The 22553-nt window shown below is 31.9% G+C and carries 27 protein-coding genes and 2 pseudogenes; 21 read left to right on the top strand and 8 right to left on the bottom strand.

Annotation, left to right across the window (positions count from 1 at the left end; all coding sequences use genetic code 11):
• Positions 1-80: 80 nt before the first annotated feature.
• The 6 genes from BN1075_RS18565 (at position 81) to BN1075_RS18540 (ending at position 6452) form a co-directional block, all read left to right on the top strand.
• Positions 81-899 carry a purine-nucleoside phosphorylase gene (locus tag BN1075_RS18565; RefSeq protein ID WP_040194816.1) on the top strand — a complete coding sequence of 273 codons (819 nt, stop codon included), beginning with the start codon at positions 81-83 and terminating at the stop codon, positions 897-899.
• Positions 900-1188: 289 nt separating this feature from the next.
• Positions 1189-2493: a pyrimidine-nucleoside phosphorylase gene (locus tag BN1075_RS18560; protein WP_040194815.1), complete on the top strand. Its 1305-nt coding sequence runs from the start codon at positions 1189-1191 to the stop codon at positions 2491-2493.
• A gap of 267 nt (positions 2494-2760) precedes the next feature.
• A complete protein-coding gene (locus BN1075_RS18555; RefSeq protein ID WP_040194814.1) occupies positions 2761-3960 on the top strand; it encodes a D-alanyl-D-alanine carboxypeptidase family protein in 1200 nt (399 codons plus the stop codon).
• A 225-nt stretch (positions 3961-4185) separates the two neighbouring features.
• A complete protein-coding gene (locus BN1075_RS18550; RefSeq protein ID WP_040194813.1) occupies positions 4186-4935 on the top strand; it encodes a segregation/condensation protein A in 750 nt (249 codons plus the stop codon).
• A gap of 118 nt (positions 4936-5053) precedes the next feature.
• Positions 5054-5641 carry an SMC-Scp complex subunit ScpB gene (scpB, locus tag BN1075_RS18545; protein ID WP_040195329.1) on the top strand — a complete coding sequence of 196 codons (588 nt, stop codon included), beginning with the start codon at positions 5054-5056 and terminating at the stop codon, positions 5639-5641.
• 145 nt (positions 5642-5786) lie between these two features.
• A complete protein-coding gene (locus BN1075_RS18540; RefSeq protein WP_040194812.1) occupies positions 5787-6452 on the top strand; it encodes a Crp/Fnr family transcriptional regulator in 666 nt (221 codons plus the stop codon).
• 80 nt (positions 6453-6532) lie between these two features.
• On the opposite strand, the gene ytfJ is transcribed toward BN1075_RS18540, so the two are convergent.
• A complete protein-coding gene (gene ytfJ, locus BN1075_RS18535; protein ID WP_042387450.1) occupies positions 6533-6961 on the bottom strand; it encodes a GerW family sporulation protein in 429 nt (142 codons plus the stop codon).
• A complete protein-coding gene (locus BN1075_RS18530; protein WP_197072345.1) occupies positions 6962-7546 on the bottom strand; it encodes a DUF2953 domain-containing protein in 585 nt (194 codons plus the stop codon).
• A 106-nt stretch (positions 7547-7652) separates the two neighbouring features.
• On the opposite strand from BN1075_RS18530, the gene BN1075_RS18525 reads away from it, so the two are divergent.
• The 4 genes and pseudogenes from BN1075_RS18525 to BN1075_RS22545 form a co-directional block, all read left to right on the top strand.
• Positions 7653-8765 carry a D-alanyl-D-alanine carboxypeptidase family protein gene (locus BN1075_RS18525; protein ID WP_040194810.1) on the top strand — a complete coding sequence of 371 codons (1113 nt, stop codon included), beginning with the start codon at positions 7653-7655 and terminating at the stop codon, positions 8763-8765.
• Between the two features lie 200 nt (positions 8766-8965).
• Positions 8966-9961, top strand: coding sequence for a sulfide/dihydroorotate dehydrogenase-like FAD/NAD-binding protein (locus BN1075_RS18520; protein WP_040194808.1), 996 nt, complete (start codon positions 8966-8968; stop codon positions 9959-9961).
• Positions 9958-10737: pseudogene (locus BN1075_RS21280) on the top strand (FAD-dependent oxidoreductase); the annotation flags it as partial. The gene BN1075_RS18520 and the pseudogene BN1075_RS21280, both read left to right, overlap by 4 nt.
• A gap of 2 nt (positions 10738-10739) precedes the next feature.
• Positions 10740-10910: pseudogene (locus BN1075_RS22545) on the top strand (FAD-dependent oxidoreductase); the annotation flags it as partial.
• 58 nt (positions 10911-10968) lie between these two features.
• Here the strand turns inward: BN1075_RS22545 and BN1075_RS18510 are convergent.
• The 5 genes from BN1075_RS18510 to BN1075_RS18490 form a co-directional block, all read right to left on the bottom strand.
• Positions 10969-12606, bottom strand: a complete 1638-nt coding sequence (locus BN1075_RS18510; RefSeq protein ID WP_042387448.1) for a recombinase family protein — start codon at positions 12604-12606, stop codon at positions 10969-10971.
• Between the two features lie 158 nt (positions 12607-12764).
• Complete coding sequence (locus BN1075_RS18505; protein ID WP_040194807.1) at positions 12765-13439, bottom strand: hypothetical protein; 675 nt, start codon at positions 13437-13439, stop codon at positions 12765-12767.
• A 25-nt stretch (positions 13440-13464) separates the two neighbouring features.
• The gene (locus BN1075_RS18500) at positions 13465-14502 is read right to left on the bottom strand and encodes a hypothetical protein (protein ID WP_040194806.1); all 1038 of its coding nucleotides are present in this window, start codon (positions 14500-14502) and stop codon (positions 13465-13467) included.
• 44 nt (positions 14503-14546) lie between these two features.
• Positions 14547-15002, bottom strand: coding sequence for an ImmA/IrrE family metallo-endopeptidase (locus tag BN1075_RS18495; protein ID WP_040194804.1), 456 nt, complete (start codon positions 15000-15002; stop codon positions 14547-14549).
• Between the two features lie 20 nt (positions 15003-15022).
• The gene (locus BN1075_RS18490) at positions 15023-15364 is read right to left on the bottom strand and encodes a helix-turn-helix domain-containing protein (protein WP_040194802.1); all 342 of its coding nucleotides are present in this window, start codon (positions 15362-15364) and stop codon (positions 15023-15025) included.
• 159 nt (positions 15365-15523) lie between these two features.
• Here BN1075_RS18490 and BN1075_RS18485 point away from each other — a divergent pair, with 159 nt between their 5' ends.
• The 3 genes from BN1075_RS18485 to BN1075_RS18480 all read left to right on the top strand — a co-directional run bounded on the left by BN1075_RS18485 (position 15524) and on the right by BN1075_RS18480 (position 16641).
• The gene (locus BN1075_RS18485) at positions 15524-15739 is read left to right on the top strand and encodes a helix-turn-helix transcriptional regulator (protein ID WP_040194800.1); all 216 of its coding nucleotides are present in this window, start codon (positions 15524-15526) and stop codon (positions 15737-15739) included.
• Positions 15740-15863: 124 nt separating this feature from the next.
• A complete protein-coding gene (locus tag BN1075_RS21785; RefSeq protein ID WP_156132840.1) occupies positions 15864-16031 on the top strand; it encodes a hypothetical protein in 168 nt (55 codons plus the stop codon).
• Positions 16032-16359: 328 nt separating this feature from the next.
• Positions 16360-16641 carry a hypothetical protein gene (locus tag BN1075_RS18480; RefSeq protein WP_040194798.1) on the top strand — a complete coding sequence of 94 codons (282 nt, stop codon included), beginning with the start codon at positions 16360-16362 and terminating at the stop codon, positions 16639-16641.
• Here BN1075_RS18480 and BN1075_RS18475 read toward each other — a convergent pair.
• Positions 16625-16831: a hypothetical protein gene (locus tag BN1075_RS18475; protein ID WP_040194797.1), complete on the bottom strand. Its 207-nt coding sequence runs from the start codon at positions 16829-16831 to the stop codon at positions 16625-16627. The genes BN1075_RS18480 and BN1075_RS18475 overlap by 17 nt on opposite strands.
• Before the next feature lie 65 nt (positions 16832-16896).
• On the opposite strand from BN1075_RS18475, the gene BN1075_RS18470 reads away from it, so the two are divergent.
• The 8 genes from BN1075_RS18470 (at position 16897) to BN1075_RS18440 (ending at position 22553) form a co-directional block, all read left to right on the top strand.
• A complete protein-coding gene (locus BN1075_RS18470; RefSeq protein ID WP_040194795.1) occupies positions 16897-17625 on the top strand; it encodes a phage antirepressor KilAC domain-containing protein in 729 nt (242 codons plus the stop codon).
• Between the two features lie 2 nt (positions 17626-17627).
• The gene (locus BN1075_RS18465) at positions 17628-17909 is read left to right on the top strand and encodes a hypothetical protein (RefSeq protein WP_040191069.1); all 282 of its coding nucleotides are present in this window, start codon (positions 17628-17630) and stop codon (positions 17907-17909) included.
• Complete coding sequence (locus BN1075_RS18460; RefSeq protein ID WP_040194794.1) at positions 17909-18151, top strand: AbrB/MazE/SpoVT family DNA-binding domain-containing protein; 243 nt, start codon at positions 17909-17911, stop codon at positions 18149-18151. Before BN1075_RS18465 ends, BN1075_RS18460 begins: the two co-directional genes overlap by 1 nt.
• 116 nt (positions 18152-18267) lie before the next feature.
• The gene (locus tag BN1075_RS18455) at positions 18268-18834 is read left to right on the top strand and encodes a sigma-70 family RNA polymerase sigma factor (protein ID WP_040194793.1); all 567 of its coding nucleotides are present in this window, start codon (positions 18268-18270) and stop codon (positions 18832-18834) included.
• 9 nt (positions 18835-18843) lie between these two features.
• On the top strand, positions 18844-19020 hold the full coding sequence (locus BN1075_RS21780) for a hypothetical protein (RefSeq protein ID WP_156132838.1): 177 nt from the start codon (positions 18844-18846) through the stop codon (positions 19018-19020).
• Positions 19013-19696 carry a hypothetical protein gene (locus BN1075_RS18450; protein WP_040194792.1) on the top strand — a complete coding sequence of 228 codons (684 nt, stop codon included), beginning with the start codon at positions 19013-19015 and terminating at the stop codon, positions 19694-19696. Before BN1075_RS21780 ends, BN1075_RS18450 begins: the two co-directional genes overlap by 8 nt.
• Complete coding sequence (locus BN1075_RS18445) at positions 19696-21672, top strand: AAA family ATPase (RefSeq protein ID WP_040194791.1); 1977 nt, start codon at positions 19696-19698, stop codon at positions 21670-21672. Before BN1075_RS18450 ends, BN1075_RS18445 begins: the two co-directional genes overlap by 1 nt.
• Entirely contained in the window at positions 21672-22553 is an 882-nt protein-coding gene (locus BN1075_RS18440; protein WP_040194790.1) for a recombinase RecT, read from the top strand. The genes BN1075_RS18445 and BN1075_RS18440 overlap by 1 nt, the downstream gene beginning before the upstream one ends.

Raw genomic sequence — 22553 nt, 5'->3', positions numbered from 1 at the left:
TATCGTTTAAAATTAAGTTTCAGAAGAAAAGATTAACTAACTAATCAAATTAAAAGTACAAATTGACAAGGAGAATTCTAATGGATTTAAAAGTTATAAAAGAAAGTGTAGAATTTATAAAAGAAAAATTAAATGGCTTTGAACCAGAAATAGGTGCTATTTTAGGTTCAGGTTTAGGTGATATGGCCGATAGAATAGAAAACAAAATAATAGTAAAGTATTCAGATATACCAAACATGCCAGTTTCAACAGTGCAAGGCCATGCAGGTCAGTTTGTGTGTGGAACACTTGAAGGTAAAAATGTTATTATGATGCAGGGTAGATTCCACTTCTATGAAGGGCACAACATGAGTTTAATAGCTTTACCTATCCACATAATGAAGTATTTAGGTGTTAAGTCTCTTTTAGTAACTAATGCTTGTGGTGGTGTAAATACAAGCTTTGTACCAGGTGATTTAATGATGATCACAGACCATATTAACTTTAGTGGAGCTAATCCTTTAATAGGTCATAATGAAGAGGAAATAGGACCTAGATTCCCAGATATGTCTACTGCTTATGATACAGAATATTTAAAGCTTGCTAAAAAGGTTGGAGAAGAGTTAAACATAGACTTAAAAGAAGGCGTTTATATGATGTTCTCAGGTCCTACTTATGAGACTCCAGCAGAAATAAGAATGGCTAGAATCATTGGAGCTGATGCTGTGGGTATGTCAACAGTACCAGAAGTTATTGCTGCAAATCATTGTGGAATGAGAATTATTGGAATATCTTGTATAACAAATATGGCAGCAGGAATCCTTGATCAGCCTTTAAATCATGAAGAGGTTATAGAAACTTCAACAATGGCAAAAGCTAAATTTGTATCTTTAGTTAAAGGCATAATCAGAAACCTTTAATCTTTAACTTTAAATTTGTCTTATAATATAGATATAAAATAGAAAAATTATATGATTTACTATCACAGCAGCCCTTAAGCTGCTGTGGTTTGATTTTAAAAAGGAAACTCCTTATCAGATTCACTGAAGGAGTGATTCAAAGATTAGGTGTGAGTAACCAAATCAAAGGTGCACGCTGTGAAAGTTCTGCTGACAAAATCACAGATTTTGAGCATCACTTTTAGACTCTTACTTAACTTAATATTTGCCAAATCAAAGATTTGGATATTCAAAAAAGGAGGTTGATATTATGAGAATGTATGATTTAATATTAAAAAAGAGAAACGGTGGAGAGTTATCTACAGAAGAGATTAACTTTTTTATAGAAAGCTATACAAAAGGAAATATTCCAGACTATCAAGTATCTGCTTTACTTATGGCTATATATTTTCAAAAGATGAATAAAAGAGAAACTTCAGATTTAACAATGGCAATGGTTCATTCAGGAGACATGCTTGACTTAAGTGCTATAGAAGGAGTTAAGGTTGATAAACACAGTACTGGAGGGGTAGGTGATACTACTACATTAGTACTTGCACCGATGGTTGCAGCTTTAGGAATACCAGTAGCAAAAATGTCAGGAAGAGGTCTTGGACATACAGGTGGAACTATTGATAAATTAGAGTCATTCAAAGGTTTTTCAGTAGAAATGCCAACTGAGAAGTTTATGGATAACGTTAATACTTTAAAAATTGCTGTTGGTGGTCAGACAGGCGATTTAGCACCGGCAGATAAAAAACTATATGCTTTAAGAGATGTAACTGCTACTGTTGATAACGTTTCACTTATTGCATCAAGCATAATGAGCAAGAAAATCGCTTCAGGTGCAGATGCCATTGTTCTTGATGTTAAGGTTGGAGATGGAGCCTTTATGAAGACAACAGAAGCTGCGGAAGAGCTTGCAAGAGAAATGGTTGCAATAGGAAATCACATTGGACGTAAAACTATGGCTGTAATTTCTGATATGGATCAGCCTTTAGGCTTTGCAATAGGAAATGTCCTTGAAGTTGAAGAAGCTATTAATACTTTAAAAGGTAACGGACCTGAAGATTTATTACAATTGTCTTTAGCTTTGGGAAGCAGAATGGTTGTTCTAGCAGGAAAAGCTGCTACAGTAGAAGAAGCAGAAGAAATGTTGAAGGAAACTATAACTTCTGGTGCAGCTATTAAGAAGCTTAAAGAATTCGTTTCAGCTCAAGGTGGAGAGGTTGACTGTATAGATAATACAGATTTATTCCCTAAAGCTAAGTATGTAGTTCCTGTTGCTGCAGAAAATTCTGGAGTGGTTAAAAAAATACATGCAGAGAATCTTGGTTTAGTTGCCATGGAGCTTGGAGCAGGAAGAGCTACTAAGGAAAGTGAAATTGATTTAGCAGTGGGAATAGTTCTAACTAAAAAGCGTGGAGATAAAGTTGAAGCAGGTGAGACTATTGCTTACATTCACAGCAATAAGGAAGAATTAATTGATAAAGCTAAAGCAGGAATTTTAGCTAACTATGAAATCGTAGAAGGCTATGAAAATGATATTCCACTTATTCATGAAGTAATTAGTTAATTTAAGTGAATGTCCAAATCTATGATTTGGTATACATGAACTTACTCCTTCGAAAGAAGAGAGAAGGAGTTTCCTTATTAATAAAAAATTATGTTGATGATTGAAGTCCCCTTTATGGGGATTTCTTTTTTGATTTATTGGGATAATTTTTTTTTCTTAGGCAAAAATAACCTCATAAGTAAATGTCCGAATCTTTGATTTGGATATCAGAAATTACTCCTTTAAAAACTTAAAGGAAGTATTTATTAAATATTTTGGAGGTTAATTATGAGAAGAAGAAAGTGTATTTTATCATTTGCTTTAGCAATCATACTTGCTGCACAAATACTTATCATTCCTAGCAGTTTTGCTATGGATGATCAGATAAAAACTCAGCCAGCAGATAATGCTATTGGCTTTGAGCCACAAGCTAAGTCAGCTTTACTTATTGAACCTAATTCAGGTAAGATTATCTTTGAAAAAAATCCAGATGAAAAATTTGCACCCGCATCAGTTACAAAGATAATGACAATGCTTTTAGCTATGGAAGCAATAGACTCTGGAAGAATTACATTGCAAGATAAGATTGTCTGCAGTGAGAAAGTTAAGTCTATGGGTGGAAGCAGCATGATTCTTGACACAGGAGAAGTTAGAACTGTTGAAGAAATTTTAAAAGGTATAGCAATAGCTTCTGGTAATGATGCAGCAGTAGCAATGGCTGAATTCTTAGAAGGAAGCGAAGAAGCATTTGTAGTTAAAATGAATGAAAAAGCTGCAGAACTTGGAATGACTAATACTCATTTTGAAAACTGTACAGGACTATCAGCAGAAGGCCATATGAGCACAGCGAGGGATATAGCTGCTATGTCAATGGCATTGTTAAAGCATCCAACAATTTTAAACTATTCCTCAATATATATGGAAACTATATCAGAGGGAAGAAAAACACCTATTGAATTAGTTAATCATAATAAACTTGTTAGATTCTATAAGGGTTGTGATGGATTAAAAACAGGCTTTACGCAAGAAGCTATGTATTGTATTTCTGCTACAGCAGTTAGGGATGGAGTTAGAATGCTTGGTGTTATCATGGGAGCTCCAACTTTCAAACAAAGAAATGCTGATGTAAGTAAAATGATGGATTTTGGTTTTGCAAAATATCAAAGTAAAACTATTGTGGAAAAAGATGCTGATGTTGAACAAATTCCATTAGATAAAAAAGGTGAATCTTATTATATTGCTAAGGCTTGTGATGACTTAAAGGTGACCTTTGAGAAGGGAACAGAAAACCAAATTACTAAACAAGTTATTATAAATCCAGATTTAAAGAAAATAAATGCTGGAGATATAGTAGGTAAATGTGAAGTATATAATGGTGAGGAGTTAGTGGGTCAAGTTGACTTATATAGTGATAGAGAAGTTAAACAATCACAATTCTTAAATAACCTAAAAAATATTTTTAGTAAGGTATTTGATCATTCAATTTAATTTTAAATATAGGTATAAAAAATCCTATGAAGCAGATACTATATTTGCTAAGATTATTAATTATCACAATCGAAGCTTATCAGCCATACATACAACCCCATGTAAAAGAATAGCTGGTATAAAAAAAGTCATCCTCTTTGAGGGTGATTTTTTTTATATCCTTGTATTATCAATGACTTTTGAAGTATAATTTCAATGAGAACATTTGTGGAAGGAAGGTAAAACATGTCATTAACTATAAAAACCTCAAACTTTGAGGGACCCTTTGACCTTTTACTTCATTTAATTAAAAAGAATCAAATGGATATTTATCATATAAGTATTTTGGAAATTACTAATCAGTACATAAGTTACTTAAGTGAAATGAAGGAATTTGATTTAGATATAGCTTCTGAATTTATTGTCATGGCTACAACACTAATTGAAATGAAGTCAAAGGTGTTGCTGCCAAAAGTTAAAGAACCAGAAGAAGAGGAAGTGGATGATACCAAAGAACTTATAGACAAGCTACTTCAATATAAAAAGTTTAAAGGTGCTGCTGAATTCTTAGGTGAAAGACAGCTGAGCACAGGAATAAGCTTTACTAAAAGACCAGAAATAATTGAGGATACCAAAGATAGAAAGCCACAAGATGCTAGTGAGCTATTAAAAGATATTACTATGATGGACTTATACAAGATGTATATGGAAGTTATAGAAATATACAAAAGTAAAATGAATGACTCCTTTAATATGGAGGAAAGAATAAAGGTCGAAGTATTTAAGATAGAAGACAAAATGGAAGAGCTTAAGGAAGTTCTTCAAGGAAGAAGAACTACTACTTTTGCAAGTATTGTTTCCAATAGTAGAACTAAAACGGAAGTTATCGTTACATTCCTAGCTTTATTAGAGCTTATAAAGCTAAAAAATGTTAAGGTAGTACAACATGGAAACTTCAGTGAAATCTATCTAGAAGGAGTGGATACAAATGAATAAGAAGGGTGATTCTAAAGACATCTTAGAAAATGATATATTAAAGGATGGCATAGATTTAAATAAGAAATCAAAAGTGGGAGAAATAATAAATAGCTTAGAACACCAGATTAATTACTTAATGGATGAATCTAAATATGAAAGGTATTTTTCTATTATAGAATCTCTTTTATATGTAACAGGAGAACCATTACCAATAGAAACTATAGCTGGAATATTAGAATGTTCTGTGGAATTTGCACTTGAAATTATGAGTGCGTTAGAAAAGGTTTATGAAAAGGATGGATCAAGAGGTATTAAATTAATTTGTGTAAACAAAGCCTATCAATTTGGTACAAAACCAATAAATAGTGACCATGTTCAGATGCTTTTAAAAACTAACGTTAGACAATCTTTATCAAGAGCTTCATTAGAAACATTATCTATTATTGCTTATAAACAGCCAATTACCAGAATTGAAATTGAAGAAATAAGAGGAGTTAAGAGTGATAGAGCCATATATACTTTAGTTGAGAAGGGATTAATTAAAGAATGTGGTAAAAAAAATGTAATCGGACGACCTAATTTATATGGTACTACTGATGAATTCTTAAAGCATTTTGATTTTACTTCACTAGGAGAACTACCATCTTTAGATATTTTCATGGAAGAAGATAATGATGATATTATTGAAGAAATTGATGATGTGGCAGCAGATTCTTTAGATTAAGTTTGAGACTTAGAAAGTAGATTTTAAAAAGCAGCTTTATCCTATGGAAGGTCATGATCAAAATAGAATATATAGAAACGTTTGAGTACACAAATTAAAATTATTTTCAGTATGATACTAGTAAAATAAATTTGGGAGTAAAGCTATGAGAAATGATAAATCAATTAGTTATGTGGATAGATTATTTAAGTGTTATCCTATTTTAGAAATTATAAATAAAGAAAATAATGATGCAATAATTAAGCACGGTACTTTTAAGACTTTAGAAGCAGATCAATATTTATCTTCTTTAGGAGTAGAATGCTCTGGCACCATATTTGTTTTAAGTGGTGTAGTTAAGATTCAAAAGATAAATTTAAATGGTGATGAAACTAACCTCTATAATATTAAAAGTGGAGATTTTTGTCATGAAGCTTTAAGCTGTTTAATAAAATGTGAACCGTTAAATGTAGTTGCAAGGGCCTTAACCGATTCAGGGGTATTTATAATTGATATGGAGACAACACAAAATCTTTTACTTAATAACATAGAGTTTATAAAGGCGATGTATAAGGATATGTTTTCAAAGTTTAACAATCTTTTAAGTAATAAGGAAACTATAATTCACGAATCCTTAGATAAGAGACTTGTGCAGTTAATTTTGGATAAGGGAAGTAGTGTTATTTACGCTAAGCATAGTGAATTAGCCTTTGAAATTGATTCAACAAGAGAAACGGTGAGCAGAAAGCTAAAGGTTTTAGAAAATAAAGGATATTTGCAGCTTACAAGGGGAAAAATTGTGGTATTAAGGGATCTTCATGAATTACTATAAAATTTAAAGGGATTGTGAAAAAGCATAAATAGCTTTTGTCACAATCCCTTTTGAATATATTTAAAATTTGAGGAGACCATTTAATCACAATCAGGTGGCATATGATTTTCAACGTGAGGTGAAACTGTTAAATCATCATCTTTATGTAAAAATTCGTTTATCATATCTACTGCTTGTGGAATTGCATCAAAAAGTTTATCGTAGGGGTTACTGTCGGTTACAGACAAGAACCTGATTGTTGAACCATTAACAACTAAAAAGCCTAATGGTTTTAATGATATACCAGCTCCAGAACCGCCACCAAAAGGATGTCTTTCATTAGCATTTACTGATACATTTGCAAATTCAGAGCCACCGGATGCAAATCCAAAGGAAACCTTAGATATAGGAATTATGGTTGTTCCATCTGCTGTTGTCACTGGATTTCCAACTACGGTGTCTACATCTATCATATTTTTAATATTTTCCATTGTAGATTTCATTAAATTTTCTATCGGATGATTATCCATCTAAAATTCCTCCTTTAAGTTAGAAGCTTCATAGGTTGAAGAATCTTTCTTTTTCAAATACTGATAGTAAACAAAAACAATAACATATATAATCTTAGCAATATTTACAATAATTATACTCGTGATAGTTATATTAAAATAATTTTCATTATATTTCATTTCTATTGAAGGTTTAAAGCTTTTTACTTTAAGAAAACACTTTAATAAGGAATAAAGTGCTGAAGTGGCTTGAAATAATAAGCCATATACAAGAGCATTAACAGATGCATCCTCTATGGAATATTCTATTTGAAGCTTGGTTCTTAAAGTAAATTTAACTTTTGTGTCCTTTAGAAATTTAATTATATCAATGCCGTCTTGTATTTTAAATTTTGAGATTTTCTCGCCACTAGGAGTTTCAACATAATCATTTGGTTTTTCTTCTTTTTTCTTTTTTGCTTTTTTACTCTTTGATGGAATTAAAGTTTTGTTAAATAATTTCAGGGTAAAAATTCCCTTGTTATAATTAAGAGTTATTTTTAATGGAATTGGAAATAATAATATCAGTGCCAAAATAACTGATATCCAAATTATATATTTCATCAAAATGAAAAACCTCCATAGTAGTATATTCAAATTCTACCCAACTATGGTGTATATATTCACTTTAAAGTGTATTTTACATAATTTATTGTTAATTGGAGGAAGAAAAATGAAAAAAAGAATAGGGTGTTTATTATTAATTATTTTATTATTTGCTCCGTATTTTAGCAGCAATGCCTATGGAGCATCTTTAAGAGTAGATGCTGTTTCAGCTATAGCCATTGACGGGGCAACAGGAACTATATTATTTGATCAAAATGCTCATAAAGTAATTCCAATGGCAAGTACAACAAAAATAATTACCGCCCTAGTTGCACTGCAGTATGGAGATATAGACAGAGAAGTGGAGATATCAAAAAATGCAGCCTCAATCAGAGGGTCGAAGGTTGGATACAAAGCAGGAGAAAAAGTAACTATTAGGGAATTATTATATGGTTTAATGCTTAAATCAGGTAATGATTGTGCTATAGCAATTGCTGAAGGAATTAGTGGCTCAATACCAGAATTTTGTGAAGTAATGAATGAATTTGCAGTATCCATAGGATTAGTGGATAGTCACTTTGAATCGCCACATGGTTTGGACAGCACCTCACATTATTCATCAGCATATGATTTAGCCATAGCAACTAAAAAAGCTAAAGAAATTGACGAATTTGATAAGATTGTATCAACAAAATTAATAAGAGATGAAGAGGGAATTCAGTTTTCAAGAGAATTTAATAATATTAACAAGCTTTTATATCAGGAACCAAACTGTACTGGTGTTAAAACCGGATATACAGGACAGGCAGGAAAGTGCTTAGTAAGTTCTTTTAAGCTTGATGGAGAAGGCAAAAATGAAATAATTGTGGTAACCTTAAATTGTACGCCAAGATGGAAGGAAAGTCAGAGAATTTATGAATATGTTAAGGAGAATTATGAATTCAAGTCTGTTATAAAAGCTGATGAAATAATTGGTACTGTAAATATAGAAGGAAAAGATGAACCTTTAGAATTAATTACTGAAAAAGATTTAATAATGCCAGTTAAAAAAGATGAGGATTTGAAGGTTGAAATAAGACTTCCACAATATGAATTAAAAGCACCAGTATCAACTAAGGATACAATTGGTAGTATTACAGTTTTAAACAGTTTGAACTCAAAATATACTATGGATCTTCATCCAACAAGGGATATAGCAAAGCTATCCTTATGGGAAAAAATCAAAGTAGTCTTTGATTAACTATTTGAGATATAAAATAAAGTCAAAGAAATAGTAGAATAAAGAAAATAAAAAAGAATTTCGCATAAACGCGGAATTCTTTTTTTATTTAAAGGGTTTAAGAGTTTGGTGTAACAAAATTTTTTATTTCCTTATGATAAACAGTAACAAATATATTTTTATGAAATAATCTATATTATAGTGATTTTGGAGGCAAAGGAATGGGATATGAACCATATAGATGCATAGATTGTGGAAGTGAGTATTGTCCATGTCATTTAGCAGAGTCAGGTAATTGTATTCTTTGTACTCATCTAGATGGCAAGGACTTTTGTGACTGTGTTAATTGGAATGGTGTATGTATTTATCAGGAGTTTGTTCAAAACAATTTTAAAGCTAAGCCAGGCAGACAGCATCAACGATTTCCTATAATCTATAAGAAGATTATCAAAGATAAACTTTTAATATTAAAGATAAAAGTTACGAAGAAGCTAGCAAGTGATTTGGTAGGACCAGGGTCATTTGTATTTATAAGAAGAGATGACTGTGAACAAACATTTGATACTCCTATTTGTGTTATGGACAGTGATACAGATAAGGATATTATAACCCTTGCTATTGAATTAAAGGGTTTGAAAACTAGAAGTCTTATGACGCTAGATGAAGGAGAATATCTTTTAATTAAAGGTCCATTTTGGAATGGAATCTTGGGAATTGATACCATACTTAATATTAAAAATAAAAATTGTCTATTGGTGTGCAGAGGCATAGGTCAGGCACCAATGGTGCCAGTGATGGAAAAGTTATTTAACAACGGTAATAAAATAACTGTTATTTTAGATGAGGGAACATTAGGAACAGTATTTATTGAAGAAGCTTTAGAAAAATATGCTTCAGAGGTAATAAAAACTAATACTTTAGTTTTTGGTGGAATTCTTGATGGAAACTGTAGAAAAATTTTAGAGGGGATATTAGTAAGAGAAGATATTGGTTTAGTTCATTGTGACAGTGCTGATGTGGTAAGTAATCAGGTTATGAGAATAGTTGAAGCTCATGATAAAAACATAGATTTTTCATGTTCTAATAATGAGAAGATGTGTTGTGGAGAAGGAGTTTGTGGCTGCTGCACCATTATGAATGACGATGAAAAGCTTAGAAGGCTTTGCAAGATGCAAACTAAACCTAAATATATTTTCGAAGGGAGAAGGTTATTATGAAGATAGTTATCATTGGGGGCGGATGGTCTGGATGCGGAGCAGCTATTGCAGCTAGAAAAGCAGGCGCCGAAGTTGAGATAATTGAAAAAACTGACTTACTATTAGGGCTTGGAAATGTTGGCGGAATAATGAGAAACAACGGAAGATATACAGCTGCTGAAGAGCTTTTAGCCTTAGGAGCTGGGGATTTGATAAAAATTACAGATGCAAATACACTTCATAAAAATATAGATTTTCCAGGTCACAAACACGCTTCGCTTTATAATGTGAATAGAATTGAACCTGCAGTACGAAATTATATTGTAGGTCTTGGAATAAACCTTAGAATGGTAAGCAGAGTTGTTGATGTAGAAATGGATGGAACAAAGCTAAAGGGAATTTATCTCTATAATGGTGAATACATTGAAGCAGACGCTTTTATAGAAACCACTGGTTCCACAGGGCCAATGGGAAACTGCTTAAGATATGGGAATGGATGCTCTATGTGTGTGCTTCGATGTCCAGCCTTTGGACCAAGAATCAGTATCAGCTATAGATGCGGCATAGATGATATAAAAGGAGAAAGACAAGAGGATGTATTTGGAGCTTTTAGTGGGTCCTGCAAGCTTGAAAAGGACACTTTATCTCCAGAAATTGTTAAGCAGTTAGAGGAAACTGGAGTTGTTGTTTTAAAGGTTCCACCAGAGGATGTTAATACAGATAAGTTAAAGCAAAAGGTATGTCAGCAATATGCTTTAAGGGAATTTGCAGAAAATATTGTTCTTTTAGATACTGGGNGGACACTTTATCTCCAGAAATTGTTAAGCAGTTAGAGGAAACTGGAGTTGTTGTTTTAAAGGTTCCACCAGAGGATGTTAATACAGATAAGTTAAAGCAAAAGGTATGTCAGCAATATGCTTTAAGGGAATTTGCAGAAAATATTGTTCTTTTAGATACTGGGCATGCAAGGTGTTCTAAAATGCAACATATTGTTTTCACCTTGCATGTTACCATTTAAGTACAAGCTATTAGTTAATTTTTTTTATTTCTCCAGGCTCATATAGTTTAAGTTCTGCTTCTTCAGTGTCAGAGTCGAAGTTAATATAATTTACATAGCTATTTATGAGCTGACGTTGTTTTTCTTTAGGCTGAGAGGAGATATCCTTGCATTGTTCAAAAAAGCCATCAAGAAAGCTTTCAGCTAGTTTATAATTATTATTTTGTTCTATTTCAGCTGATATATTTAAAAGGTCAGCTTTTAATGTTTCTATTTCAGCTTTATAATTTTTAATTCTATTAATGAGGATATCTGCAATAGAATCATCTAGAGATAACTTATCTACAAGTCCAGTTATTTGTTTTTCTTTATCAGCTATTTGTTTTTCTAAGGCAGACTTTTTTAATTTAATATCATTATCAAGTTTAGAAGCTGTATTCTTTTCACGAAGTTTATTTTTAAACTCCTCTTTATTAGTTGCTAATTCTTCAATTAAATTTAATACAGCTGGTTCTATTTCATTAGCTTTAATGTTTTTACAATTACATAATTCACCCTTAGATTTTCTTTTCATAGAGCATATATAATAATAAATCTTGTCTCCAGTTTTCACAGAGGTTCTACCATGTTGGACCAGCATATAATTTTTACATTTACTACAACGAAGCTTTCCAGTAAGAATTGCAGTATGAGTTTTACCTAAGTTTGGGAAGGTATTCTTATTCTTTTTGAACTGCTCCTGGACTCTTATCCATGTATCTGCATCAATAATTCCTTTAACATTGCTTACTGCAGCAATCCAATTTTCTTTATTTTGAACCCTTTTAGTAACTTTTCCATTGGAGCCAGCAACGGATTCAGTTTTGTTATAAGTTAATAGGCCATGTACTCCATCAGCTTCACCATATACGTTCCAATTATTGTCTTTAAGGTAATTTATCACCTCAGGAGCAGAACGCACGTAAACGGGGTTTTGAAGGATTATTTTAAGGCTGGTCTTTTCAAGTAGCACTGCAGAGTTAGATTTTATTTTATGTTGAGTAAACCATACTTCTGTTTTGTGGAGAGAACCTTGCTTAAGGTAAGTATCATAAATAAGTTTTACTAGTTCTAATTCTTCTTGATCCTGGACTAACTTTACAGCTTTTCTTTCATTTCCTTCTTCATCTATGTATTGTACAGGCTCACTCTTATAGCCAAGAGGAGTTCTTCCTCCACTCCAACGTCCATTCTTTGCAAGCTCTAACATATTATCTTTGACACGTTCAGCTATTGTCTCACGCTCTAATTGAGCGAATACAGAAGCAATATGTATCATTGCACGTCCCATTGGTGTACTTGTATCAAAGTTTTCTTTTATGCTTACAAAGTCACATTTAGCATCTTGTAGAACTTCAAGGGTAGAAGAAAAGTCCGCAACGTTACGACTTATTCTATCTAGCTTATAACACATTAAAATATCATAACTATTTATATTATTAATTAGCTTTTGAAATTCCGGTCTTATTAAATTTCTACCGCTAAAGCCTTCATCTTCATATGTGGCAAATTCTAAATCTTGCCCCATGTATTTAGCATTAGCATAGTCTTTACACATTTGGACTTGGTTCTCTATTGAATCACCAACACCAGTGTATTTTGATTTTCTCGAATATATTGCTATTTTCATTATTAACTCCTTTGGGTTTATTTATATTTATATAATAGACTTCTATGTTAAAAATATACATAAAAATATTCCCCTACATAATAATATATTAAGCAGGGGATTCATTAAAAAATAACGTGTCAATAATTTGCCTAAAATAAAAAGGTAGCAAAACTACCTTAACTATTATTTAAATCTTTTTCTAGTTCGGTAACTAGAATGTCGTCAGGAAGACCTTTTGATTTTATGACTCTATCTTGAATTTCAAATTTTGCATAAGCATAAATTAAATTAGTCATATTCAATATAAATGTAATAAGAGATTTAAAAGATATAAAAATTGAATATAACAAACAACTAGCAATAATTGATTTAATTAATGCGGTGCAATTTAATGTTATCCCAATATTACGATATATAAGATAGGATAATTTCATTCCTAATGATAAGAATATTAGGAATGAAAACCATACTAAAGGTTCAATACATCTAAGTACAGTTACTTTAAATGAGGATATTTTCTTCTTATCGTCTTGAGATAAAATTAATGAATATAATGAGTTCCTGTTAAAGCAAGCCATTATTATTGAAAAAGAGGCAATGAGCAGTCCAACTAAGCTAACACTTATTGTTAGGTTAAATTCAATCATGCTATTAAAAATATTAGAAAAGACTATTTTGGGCATTAAGTATAAAAATCCGAGCAATATTATTAAGAACAAAATAAATCCAGTTAATATTTTCTTAAAACTAAAATTATTAACCATAATTAAATCTTTGCATAAAGACCTGATATTATTATATGAATTATAATTTTCGTTTAATGTTGATCTAACATTTTTGTTTAGGCTCATAGGTTCCTCCTTTCAGAAGTGAAAATTACTTTATTAATGTCTTTAAACGTCCAAATACACGTTGATACACATTAAGATTTTCACTACTAGTTTCTCTTATTATCGATTTATGATTAACTTGATTATACACTTCAATTGAATTTACTTCAACTGGAACACCAGGTGAAATTTGCACATTAACTTTTTGTGAAACTTTATCTGGTGTAAGGATAATGTCGTCATCATTTTCGGTTTTACCAATTAATTTGAAATCAACGTGTCCAGAAGAAGTAATTATTGCATCCTCAATAACTTCAAATTTAGTAGGTTTAACTAGATTGGTGGCAACAGCTTCGGAATCAGTTTCATCTATTATACTATCCATTCGTTCAAATATATTATTAAAGTTTACAGGCTCATTGTTAGGTTTGTAAACTTTAAATGTTACTACACTGATTTCTTTTAAAGTTTTAAAACTTTCTTTTACTAAAGTTTCAGATTCAATAGGTATTATATTTATTTCAGGATAGGGGAATAATTTTTCAAGCACCTCTGTATTAAATGTTTGCAGGTATTTGTAGTAAACTCCATCAAAAACGCTGTCATTATCACTCCATTTATTCTTTAGCATTTGACGTTGCAATGAAATATATTCTCTTATTTTATATTTGGCGGTAGCGCAAAACTCATCAATTGAAGGTGCCCCTTTTTTATTAGGGAAGTAAATTAATCTATGATTATTTAATAAAAGGATAAATGTTGAATACGGTGCACTAGGAACTGTATATTCATCTCCAAAGAATCCAATTGTTTCATCATAGTCAGGACTTTTATCTAAGAACGTTTTTTTAATATGAATGCCTACAAGAGCTAAGTTACCATCAGGTAACTCTATTATCTTTACATCGGCCAGGTGAAATTTTGTGCCACTACGCTTTACCTCTCTAATAATAGTGTAGTCTGTAAATGCAGGCCAAATAATAGACTCAAAATAATCTAGCATACAATGTTTAATTCCGTGGCTCCTAAAGGTACAGTTAAAGTTGGCAAATTTACTTTTTTTATTTAAGGTATTTTCATCCATTACTAAATCCTCCTAGGTATTTAAAATATAAAACTTTAGATTATTCAAAACATCTTCAAAACAGCAAGACAAGGCTCAAAGTATATTAAATGCTTGTCTACTTCGTAGCATGTCCCATACTTGGCCTTGTAATGTTCAACTGCTTCAAGTAAGAATTCTTCTGTAACATTTAAGTGTTCTGCAAGCTCAAACCTTCCAGAGATACCTTTATCATATGCTTGTACAATAGAAGAGAGTGGGCAAAGCTTTTCATATGCCCAGTTGCGTGCAATTATTTCTTGCTTCATATTTTCTACTTTTCTAGTATCAATAATATTTCCTATAGTTTTAAAATAATGACCAATTTCTTCTGCTAACACACAGCGTTTTTCTCTATCAGTTTTCAATTTATTATCTATGTAAATATCACCATCAAGATACAAACCTTTTAAGGATGCTGGAAGGGAAAGCTCTTCAATAGGGATATATTGATATTCTTTCATTAGTTCTTCATAAGTCATATATAACACATCCCCTTGAGTTACTTCTTTCTGCTTTTTAAATATCCTATAAAGTTGTTGACTTCATCTATTTGTTCATCATCTAAATCATCAAGATGTGCTGCTATTGTTTCAATTTTTGGAGAGAGTTTTTTTTGTTTTGTAGTACTTGCAGGATGTCGTGTATCACTTGTTCCCATCAAGTAATCTAGTGAAACATCAAAATACTCAGTTAGTAATCTTAAAATATCACCTTTGGGCTCTCTTCCATTTTCATATCTTGAAATAGTAGATTTGGCTGTACCAAGAGCATTGGCTAATTGTTCTATAGATAATTCTTTTTCTATTCTTAACCCTTTTAATCGTTCTGCAAAAGTTGCCATTATAACACCTCCTCATATAATTTTATAGAAGTTGTTCCCAAAATAAAATCGCAGTTCCCAAAAATGGTATATTTTTTTTAAAAAAGTGTTGACAAGTTCCCAAAATGGAATTACTATATAAATATACCGGTTCCCAAATGGGAATAAGGAGGTGGTATATTGATAAATTTAAGAAAACTTAGGGGACTAAGGGTTGAAAAAAATTATACTCAGGAAAAGCTTGCTAACACAGTAAATATTCCTATTTCTACTTATAGAAAAAAAGAAAGTGGAGAAAGTCCATTTAAGCTGGAAGAAGCATATGAAATCTCTAAAGTGTTAGGTAAAGATATAGAGTCAATTTTTTTTACAAACGAAGTTCCTGAATGGGAATAAGATGTTGATTAACATTAACAAACTTAGTTTAACCAGAGCATGACCAATTTATATATCAAATTGGAACCAAACAAAAGAAAACGGAATAGGATAAAGTGAAAAACTATTTAATGGGGGTGGGGGAATGGCAATAAAAGTTAAGCTGATTCCACCAAAAGATATAGAAGGAATCAAGAAGAGCATTTTAGAGTTCTTAGTTGATGCAGCAATAGAGAGCCATACACCACAAGAAATTGAAGCTGTACTTAATTACTGGGAAAGAAAGAAAAAAGAAAAGGTGGAAGTAAAGTGAGGAAAAAGAAATCAGATGGCACTAAGCTGGGATTAATATTTCAACTACTAATAGTGTTAGGATATTTTCTTTACACAAAGGCAGAAGAATTACAAAGTTTAATTTCAAAGTTCTAAAGAGCAGACTAGCTCAATTATATGGGCTAGATATTTTTTAACCTTGAGTGCGAAAAATGCGGTAGAAAAAAGGAGTAAACAGTACATATAAGAGAGTTTAAGCCTTAAAGTAAATTTAATGTATAAAAATGTAATAAGATTTACGGCATTAAAATTCAAATTATTCAAGCGGCTCGATAGAGGGTAAACAAATATAGAAAGGTGGAATTGATGTGAACAAACAAGAATGCATTGAACAGTTACAAAATCTTAAGGCTCATTGTAGTGATTGGGGTGATGAAGAACCTTGGATAAAAGATGTTAAAGCATTAGAAATGGCTATTAAAGAGTTAAATAAAACTACTCCTGGAGTGGAAGTCCAAGAGCAGTTCGTAGGTGAATGTGATAATTGTGGGTATGTAAATACAATTAATTTACAGTTACCTAAACACATAGTCCCTAAATTTTGCACACAATGTGGATGTGAAACTAAATACATTAAAAAGGCTCTTTAGTAGCTAATGTCGTTTCCTTTCCACATATAGGACAATATAAAGCAAATTCAGGCAGTTCAACATTTTGACTGTTGATAAAACAGTTAGAATCTGAGCAAGTATTAAATTCTAAAAGTTTGCCGCATTTCATGCAATAAGTTGCAAATGGACTTTCATATGCAGGTGCATTGCAGTGTGGACATTTACTCATAAATATCACCCCCTTCCAATAATATTCTAACATTTACTGGGGGATAAAACAAAAGGAGGTAAAGTATGAACGATTTAATTAAAGTCACAACTACTGGTGAAGACATAACATTAAGTGCCAGAGAGTTACATGAGTTTTTAGAAATTAACTCTAATTTTACAACATGGTTTAAAAGAATGTGTGAATATGGTTTTACTGAACAGACAGACTTTATTCCAATTTTGGAAGAAAGTAATGGTGGAAGACCAGGAACAGATTTTGAAATTAAACTAGACATGGCTAAAGAAATAGCAATGATCCAAAGAAGTGAAAAAGGTAAACAGGCTAGACAGTATTTCATCCAGGTGGAAAAAGATTGGAATAGTCCAGACAAGATAATGGAAAGAGCTTTAATAATTGCTAGAGCAAGAGTTGAAAAACTTACTTTAGAAACTAAGCAACAAAAACAGATTATTGGAGAGTTAAAACCTAAGGCAGATTATACAGATACCATTCTTAAAAATAAAGGTTTAGTTACAATAACTCAAATTGCTAAAGACTATGGAATGAGCGGACAAGCCTTTAATAAGTTACTGCATGAACTAGGTGTGCAATATAAGCAGAGCGACCAATGGTTACTATATTCAGAACACCATAGCAAAGGATATACACATTCCGAAACAGTTCCAATAACAAGAAGCAATGGAACTCCAGATGTGAAAATGGTTACTAAATGGACACAAAAAGGGAGGCTGTTCCTATATGACTTACTAAAGCAGCATGAGATATTACCAACTATAGAAAGAGAGGAATAGCAATGAGCAAGAGAGTTAAAACAACAGATGCAGATATAAGAGTAAACACAACAACTATTGAGGTTATAGACATTAATGGAATTAGATTTGAACATGACGAGCAATTACCTTGTGTACAAGTTTATATGACTAGTTGTGATGGTGAGGAATTAGATTTACTTGATGAAATTGAAGTAACTGAAACAGAACCAATAATAAACTTTGATGATTTAAAGAGAGTTTCATTAAATTGGTATTTCAATAATGTTGAAATAGTTAAAGAGGTTAAGGAGGAAATGCAGTAATGAAAGCAACAGGAATTGTAAGAAAAATTGATGATTTAGGAAGAGTGGTTTTGCCAATCGAATTAAGAAGGACTTTGAATATAGACATTAAGGATCCAGTGGAAATATTCATAGAAGGTGACTTAATAATCTTAAAGAAATATGAGCCAGCTTGTGTATTCTGTGGTGAAGCTGCTAATGTTGAAAACTTCAGAGGTAAAAATGTTTGTAAGAGCTGTGCAGAGGAGCTTGGAAGGAAGTAAGGTTATGAGAATGATGAAGATTATGGATTTCTCACTAAGGATAATGTTCATTATTGGATTCTGGTTTGTATTGGGATGTATAGCAACTTATGTTGGTTATTAGGAGGGAGAAGTCAGTGAAAGACATAAAGATAAAAGGTGAAATAATAAAAATGGACTTTGAGCAGTGCTACTGCCAATTCGCACCACTCAGAGCCCGCTTAGTTAAAGAATTTGAATATCTACCACACTGTGAACTTGATGATGTAAAGCAGTTAGTAGATATGAACTTTTACAAAGCCTATATCAATTATAACATAGAAAGAGCTGAATTTATAACATTTGCAATCAATTATATTAACTGGGCATTGAAAAGATTAAATAGATCGCATCATGCACAGAAAAGACAGTCTTATGATATCGTAGTAAACTCATTAAATGTTTTTAATGATAAATGCGACTCGCCAACAGAGTTCATAGAAGCAATAACAGATAATACTGACATTACAGAAAATATAATTTTAAAGTTATGTTTAAAGAATGCATTAAATAATTTAGATGAAACTTGTGTTACTGCAAATAAGTTATTGATGAAGAAGTTTAAACAGCAAGAGGTAGCAGACATACTTGGAGTTAGTCAAGTTCAAGTATCAAGATTTAAACATAAGTTTCTAGCGGCATTAAAAAGAGAGTTGAGTGCATAGGAGGAAGTTATGTTAAGCATTGGAGACAAAGTAAGAGTTAAAGATTCCGACATAACAGGAACCGTAATTCGGCATGGTGGACAAGGGTTGTATAACTTAGACCTAGAAACGGAGCACAGTGTTTTCGATAGAACAGTGTTTGGATATTGGGAATTAGAGAAAATTGGAGGTAATGAGGATGAATAAATTTGATTGGGATAAATTTAAAAATGAAAAAATAGCTGTTAATTGCAGAACAGAAGAAGCAGCTAAAGAGTTTATTGAAGAGTGTTATATCAGAGGGCTAAAGTGGATGAATGGATCAAGAAATATTACTTATTACAATATCCATGGAGCAGAAATTGCATATACTTTCAATTTTAGTGGTTTTGATAGTTTGGAATATGCAAGTACTTGTTGGTACAAACAAAATGGTTGTGAAATAGTGGAATATACTTCTGAAAAAAAGCAAACAGAGTTCACATTCCAAGAGGTTATAGCAAGGAATGTGCCAGGGGTTTATGTAAAAACAGTTGATAATTCTTTAAGAATTGAGCAAGTTTTGATTAGACAAGATGGGTACATTGAGATTAAAGCCGATTATAAAGGAATAGACTTCGTAGGTGGATGTTTAGGTATAACTGATGATGTTAAATTCAAGCTTGAAGAATCTAAACAAAAGTATCTAATACTAGAGATTGAGCATCAACATAACGGGAAAATTTATAATTTTAGAAGTGATACATCAAATCTTGATATTGGCCAATTTGTGATATGTGATACTTCTAAAGGTAAGAGCTATGGAAGAATTAGAGAGATGACTTGGGAAGAGTTAACCCAAAAGGGATATGAGGAATTAAAGAAATGTTGGAGGGCAATGTAATGAAAATTATATTAAAGAAACTTGAATTGAAAAACTTTAAGGGTATTAAAGATTTAGTTATAAATTTTGGGGATGTTACTAGCATAAGTGGTAAAAATGCAACTGGTAAAACCACTGTAGTGGATGCGTTCACATGGTTGCTATTCGGTAAAGATAGCAAGGATAGAACTACCTTTAACATAAAGACACTGGATGCAAACGGAGAAGAGCTACACGGGTTAGAACATTCTGTAACTGGAGAATTAGAAGTAGATGGACAAGCCATTACCATTCAAAGACTTTATAAAGAAAAGTGGACCAAACAAAGAGGGCAAGCTCAGGCAGAACTTAAAGGACATACCACAGAGTATTTCATAAATGAGGTTCCGACATCAATGAAGGACTACCAGGCAAGGGTAAATCAGATATTTGAAGAGAATAAATTCAAACTTGTAACGAGTCCATTATACTTCACTAACCTTAAATGGCAGGACCAAAGGAAAATGCTCCTAGAGATTATAGGTGATATAGACGAGGAAACAGTAATTAATTATAACCCTAGTTTATCACCTCTTAGAGAGTTACTTATAGATGGTATAGATAATCTAACTAAAGTTGTTAAGGCTAAGATAAGCAAACTTAAGGACAATGTAAAATCTATACCTTTCAGAATAGATGAATGTAATAACTCTATAATTGATGAAGATTTTCAAGCACTAGAGTTCAGAAAAAGAGGTATTGAAAGTGGTATTAAGTCCTTGGATGAAAGTATAGAGGATAAATCTAAGGTAAATGATAGAAAGTTGGAGCTAAGCAATAAGATATTTGAACTTAAGCAACAGTTCCAAGCTAAATATAACAAAGCTAAATCAGATTTGGAATCACCTAAAATGCAACTCAAAAATAACATACGAGAATTAGAATTTAATCTTCAGGACCAGGAGAGAGATTATAAGTCTGCAGTTAGAACTGAAGAGCAGTTTGAACGAGAAATAGCTGAAAATAAAAACTTAATTTCAAGGCTAAAATTTGAGAATGAAGGGTTAAGGGAAGAATTCTCAAAGGTTAAAGCTGAGGTTTTAGAAATAGATGAAAGTAAGTTCATATGCCCTACATGTAAAAGACAACTTGAAGCAGAGAATATTGAAGCAACTAAAGCTGAATTGCTTTCTAATTTCAATACTAACAAAGAGAAAAGACTAAAGGATATACAAGCTAGAGGTAAGACAAACAATGCTACTATAGCGAAAATAGAAGCCAATATAAGCACTCTAAACAATAAGTTGATTGAAACTTCTGAATACATCAACAGTATTAAGTTGAAAATTGAAGAAACCAAAGAACAGATTAATAATTTATCAGTTCAACTCTCAAATTCAGATTGCACTAAAGAAATAAAGTTTGAAGGTATGGAAGAACTAAAAGCAGAGATTAAAAACCTTGAAGATGAAATGAGGTCCATCTCCATAGGTGACAGTAACATGGAGCTTAAAGTAAGGAAAGCTAATCTAGTAAAAGAACTTGAAGAGGTTAATAGACTATTAGCAGGCAGAGAAAATAACAATAAGTTAATCCTAAGAATTAAGGAACTTCAAGCAGAGGAAAGAAGTTTAGCAGCTAAAATCGCAGAGTTAGAAGGACAACAATTCCTATGTGAAGAGTTCATCAGAACTAAAGTGGAGTTGTTAGAAGGAAGTATTAATAATAAGTTTGCTGGATCAATTAGTTTCAAACTATTTAACAAGCAAATTAACGGTGGCTTGAACGAATGTTGTGAAGCAACCATAGATGGAGTTCCATTCTCTAATGCTAATACTGCAAGCCAAATAAATGCAGGCTTAAGCATAGTGAATACTTTATGTAGCCACTTTGATGTACAGGCCCCAATATTCATAGATAATGCTGAAAGTGTAAATAGAATAGGTGAAACAGACAGCCAGTTAATTAAATTAATAGTAAGTTTAGATAATACATTGAAAGTTGAGGTAGAAGGATAATGGCAGATAATAAAGCAGTAACAGTTCAAGAGAAAAATATAACGGAGAAAACTCTTTCAAGGGTTAAACAATTAGAAAAAGATGGAGACTTAGTTCTTCCTTCAAATTATAATTACGGAAATGCAATTAAGTCAGCTTACTTAATACTACAAACACTAGAAACAAGAGATAAAAGGCCAGTTCTTCAAGCTTGTACACAAGTTAGTATAGCAAATGCATTATTAGATATGGTTATCCAAGGGTTGTCTCCATCAAAGAAACAGTGTTATTTCATACCGTATGGAAACCAACTACAGTTATCTAAAAGCTATTTAGGTAATATTGCATCAACTAAAAGACTAAAAGGTGTTAAGAATGTTTACGCAAACTGCATATATGAAAAAGATGATTTTAGTTATGTTATAGACTTAGAAACTGGACTTAAAAAAATTACTAAGCATGAACAGAGCTTTGAAAATATAGATATTACAAAAATTAAAGGTGCTTATGCAGTTGTAGTTATGGAAGATGGTAACAATTATGTTGAAGTTATGAATATAAATCAAATTCATAATGCATGGAACCAAGGTGCAGCTAAAGGAAATTCTGGAGCACATAAGAACTTTACTGACGAAATGGCTAAGAAAACTGTAATTAACAGAGCATGTAAGAACTTTGTTAACACTAGTGATGATAGTGATATCTTGATTGAAAGTATAAACAGAACTAATGAATACAGAGAAGAGGACATAATTGAAAATGTACAAGCAGAAGTTAAAGAAGAAATAAAAGAAAATGCAAATAAAGAAGTACTAGACATACCATTTGCAGAGGAACCAACACAGGAAGTAGTTGAAGCCGAAGTTGTTAGCGAAGAAGAATTTAATGAAGCAGGGTTTTAA

It is taken from the genome of Clostridium culturomicium, assembly GCF_000821305.1.
GTDB lineage: Bacteria > Bacillota > Clostridia > Clostridiales > Clostridiaceae > Clostridium_J > Clostridium_J culturomicium.
Note: the sequence above shows the minus strand (reverse complement) of the source record. Positions and strands in the feature narration are given on the sequence as shown.

Coding starts and splice junctions, on each gene's coding strand:
- BN1075_RS18560 (WP_040194815.1), top strand. CDS start 1,189: ATGAGAATGTATGATTTAATATTAAAAAAGAGAAACGGTGGAGAGTTA.
- BN1075_RS18475 (WP_040194797.1), bottom strand. CDS start 16,831: ATGAGTAAATGTCCACACTGCAATGCACCTGCATATGAAAGTCCATTT.
- BN1075_RS18520 (WP_040194808.1), top strand. CDS start 8,966: ATGGGATATGAACCATATAGATGCATAGATTGTGGAAGTGAGTATTGT.
- BN1075_RS18440 (WP_040194790.1), top strand. CDS start 21,672: ATGGCAGATAATAAAGCAGTAACAGTTCAAGAGAAAAATATAACGGAG.
- BN1075_RS18510 (WP_042387448.1), bottom strand. CDS start 12,606: ATGAAAATAGCAATATATTCGAGAAAATCAAAATACACTGGTGTTGGT.
- ytfJ (WP_042387450.1), bottom strand. CDS start 6,961: ATGGATAATCATCCGATAGAAAATTTAATGAAATCTACAATGGAAAAT.
- BN1075_RS18470 (WP_040194795.1), top strand. CDS start 16,897: ATGAACGATTTAATTAAAGTCACAACTACTGGTGAAGACATAACATTA.
- BN1075_RS18500 (WP_040194806.1), bottom strand. CDS start 14,502: ATGGATGAAAATACCTTAAATAAAAAAAGTAAATTTGCCAACTTTAAC.
- BN1075_RS18445 (WP_040194791.1), top strand. CDS start 19,696: ATGAAAATTATATTAAAGAAACTTGAATTGAAAAACTTTAAGGGTATT.
- BN1075_RS18450 (WP_040194792.1), top strand. CDS start 19,013: ATGAATAAATTTGATTGGGATAAATTTAAAAATGAAAAAATAGCTGTT.
- BN1075_RS18525 (WP_040194810.1), top strand. CDS start 7,653: ATGAAAAAAAGAATAGGGTGTTTATTATTAATTATTTTATTATTTGCT.
- BN1075_RS21780 (WP_156132838.1), top strand. CDS start 18,844: ATGTTAAGCATTGGAGACAAAGTAAGAGTTAAAGATTCCGACATAACA.
- BN1075_RS18565 (WP_040194816.1), top strand. CDS start 81: ATGGATTTAAAAGTTATAAAAGAAAGTGTAGAATTTATAAAAGAAAAA.
- BN1075_RS18465 (WP_040191069.1), top strand. CDS start 17,628: ATGAGCAAGAGAGTTAAAACAACAGATGCAGATATAAGAGTAAACACA.
- scpB (WP_040195329.1), top strand. CDS start 5,054: ATGGATGAATCTAAATATGAAAGGTATTTTTCTATTATAGAATCTCTT.
- BN1075_RS18490 (WP_040194802.1), bottom strand. CDS start 15,364: ATGGCAACTTTTGCAGAACGATTAAAAGGGTTAAGAATAGAAAAAGAA.
- BN1075_RS18505 (WP_040194807.1), bottom strand. CDS start 13,439: ATGAGCCTAAACAAAAATGTTAGATCAACATTAAACGAAAATTATAAT.
- BN1075_RS18495 (WP_040194804.1), bottom strand. CDS start 15,002: ATGACTTATGAAGAACTAATGAAAGAATATCAATATATCCCTATTGAA.
- BN1075_RS21785 (WP_156132840.1), top strand. CDS start 15,864: ATGGCAATAAAAGTTAAGCTGATTCCACCAAAAGATATAGAAGGAATC.
- BN1075_RS18555 (WP_040194814.1), top strand. CDS start 2,761: ATGAGAAGAAGAAAGTGTATTTTATCATTTGCTTTAGCAATCATACTT.
- BN1075_RS18460 (WP_040194794.1), top strand. CDS start 17,909: ATGAAAGCAACAGGAATTGTAAGAAAAATTGATGATTTAGGAAGAGTG.
- BN1075_RS18540 (WP_040194812.1), top strand. CDS start 5,787: ATGAGAAATGATAAATCAATTAGTTATGTGGATAGATTATTTAAGTGT.
- BN1075_RS18550 (WP_040194813.1), top strand. CDS start 4,186: ATGTCATTAACTATAAAAACCTCAAACTTTGAGGGACCCTTTGACCTT.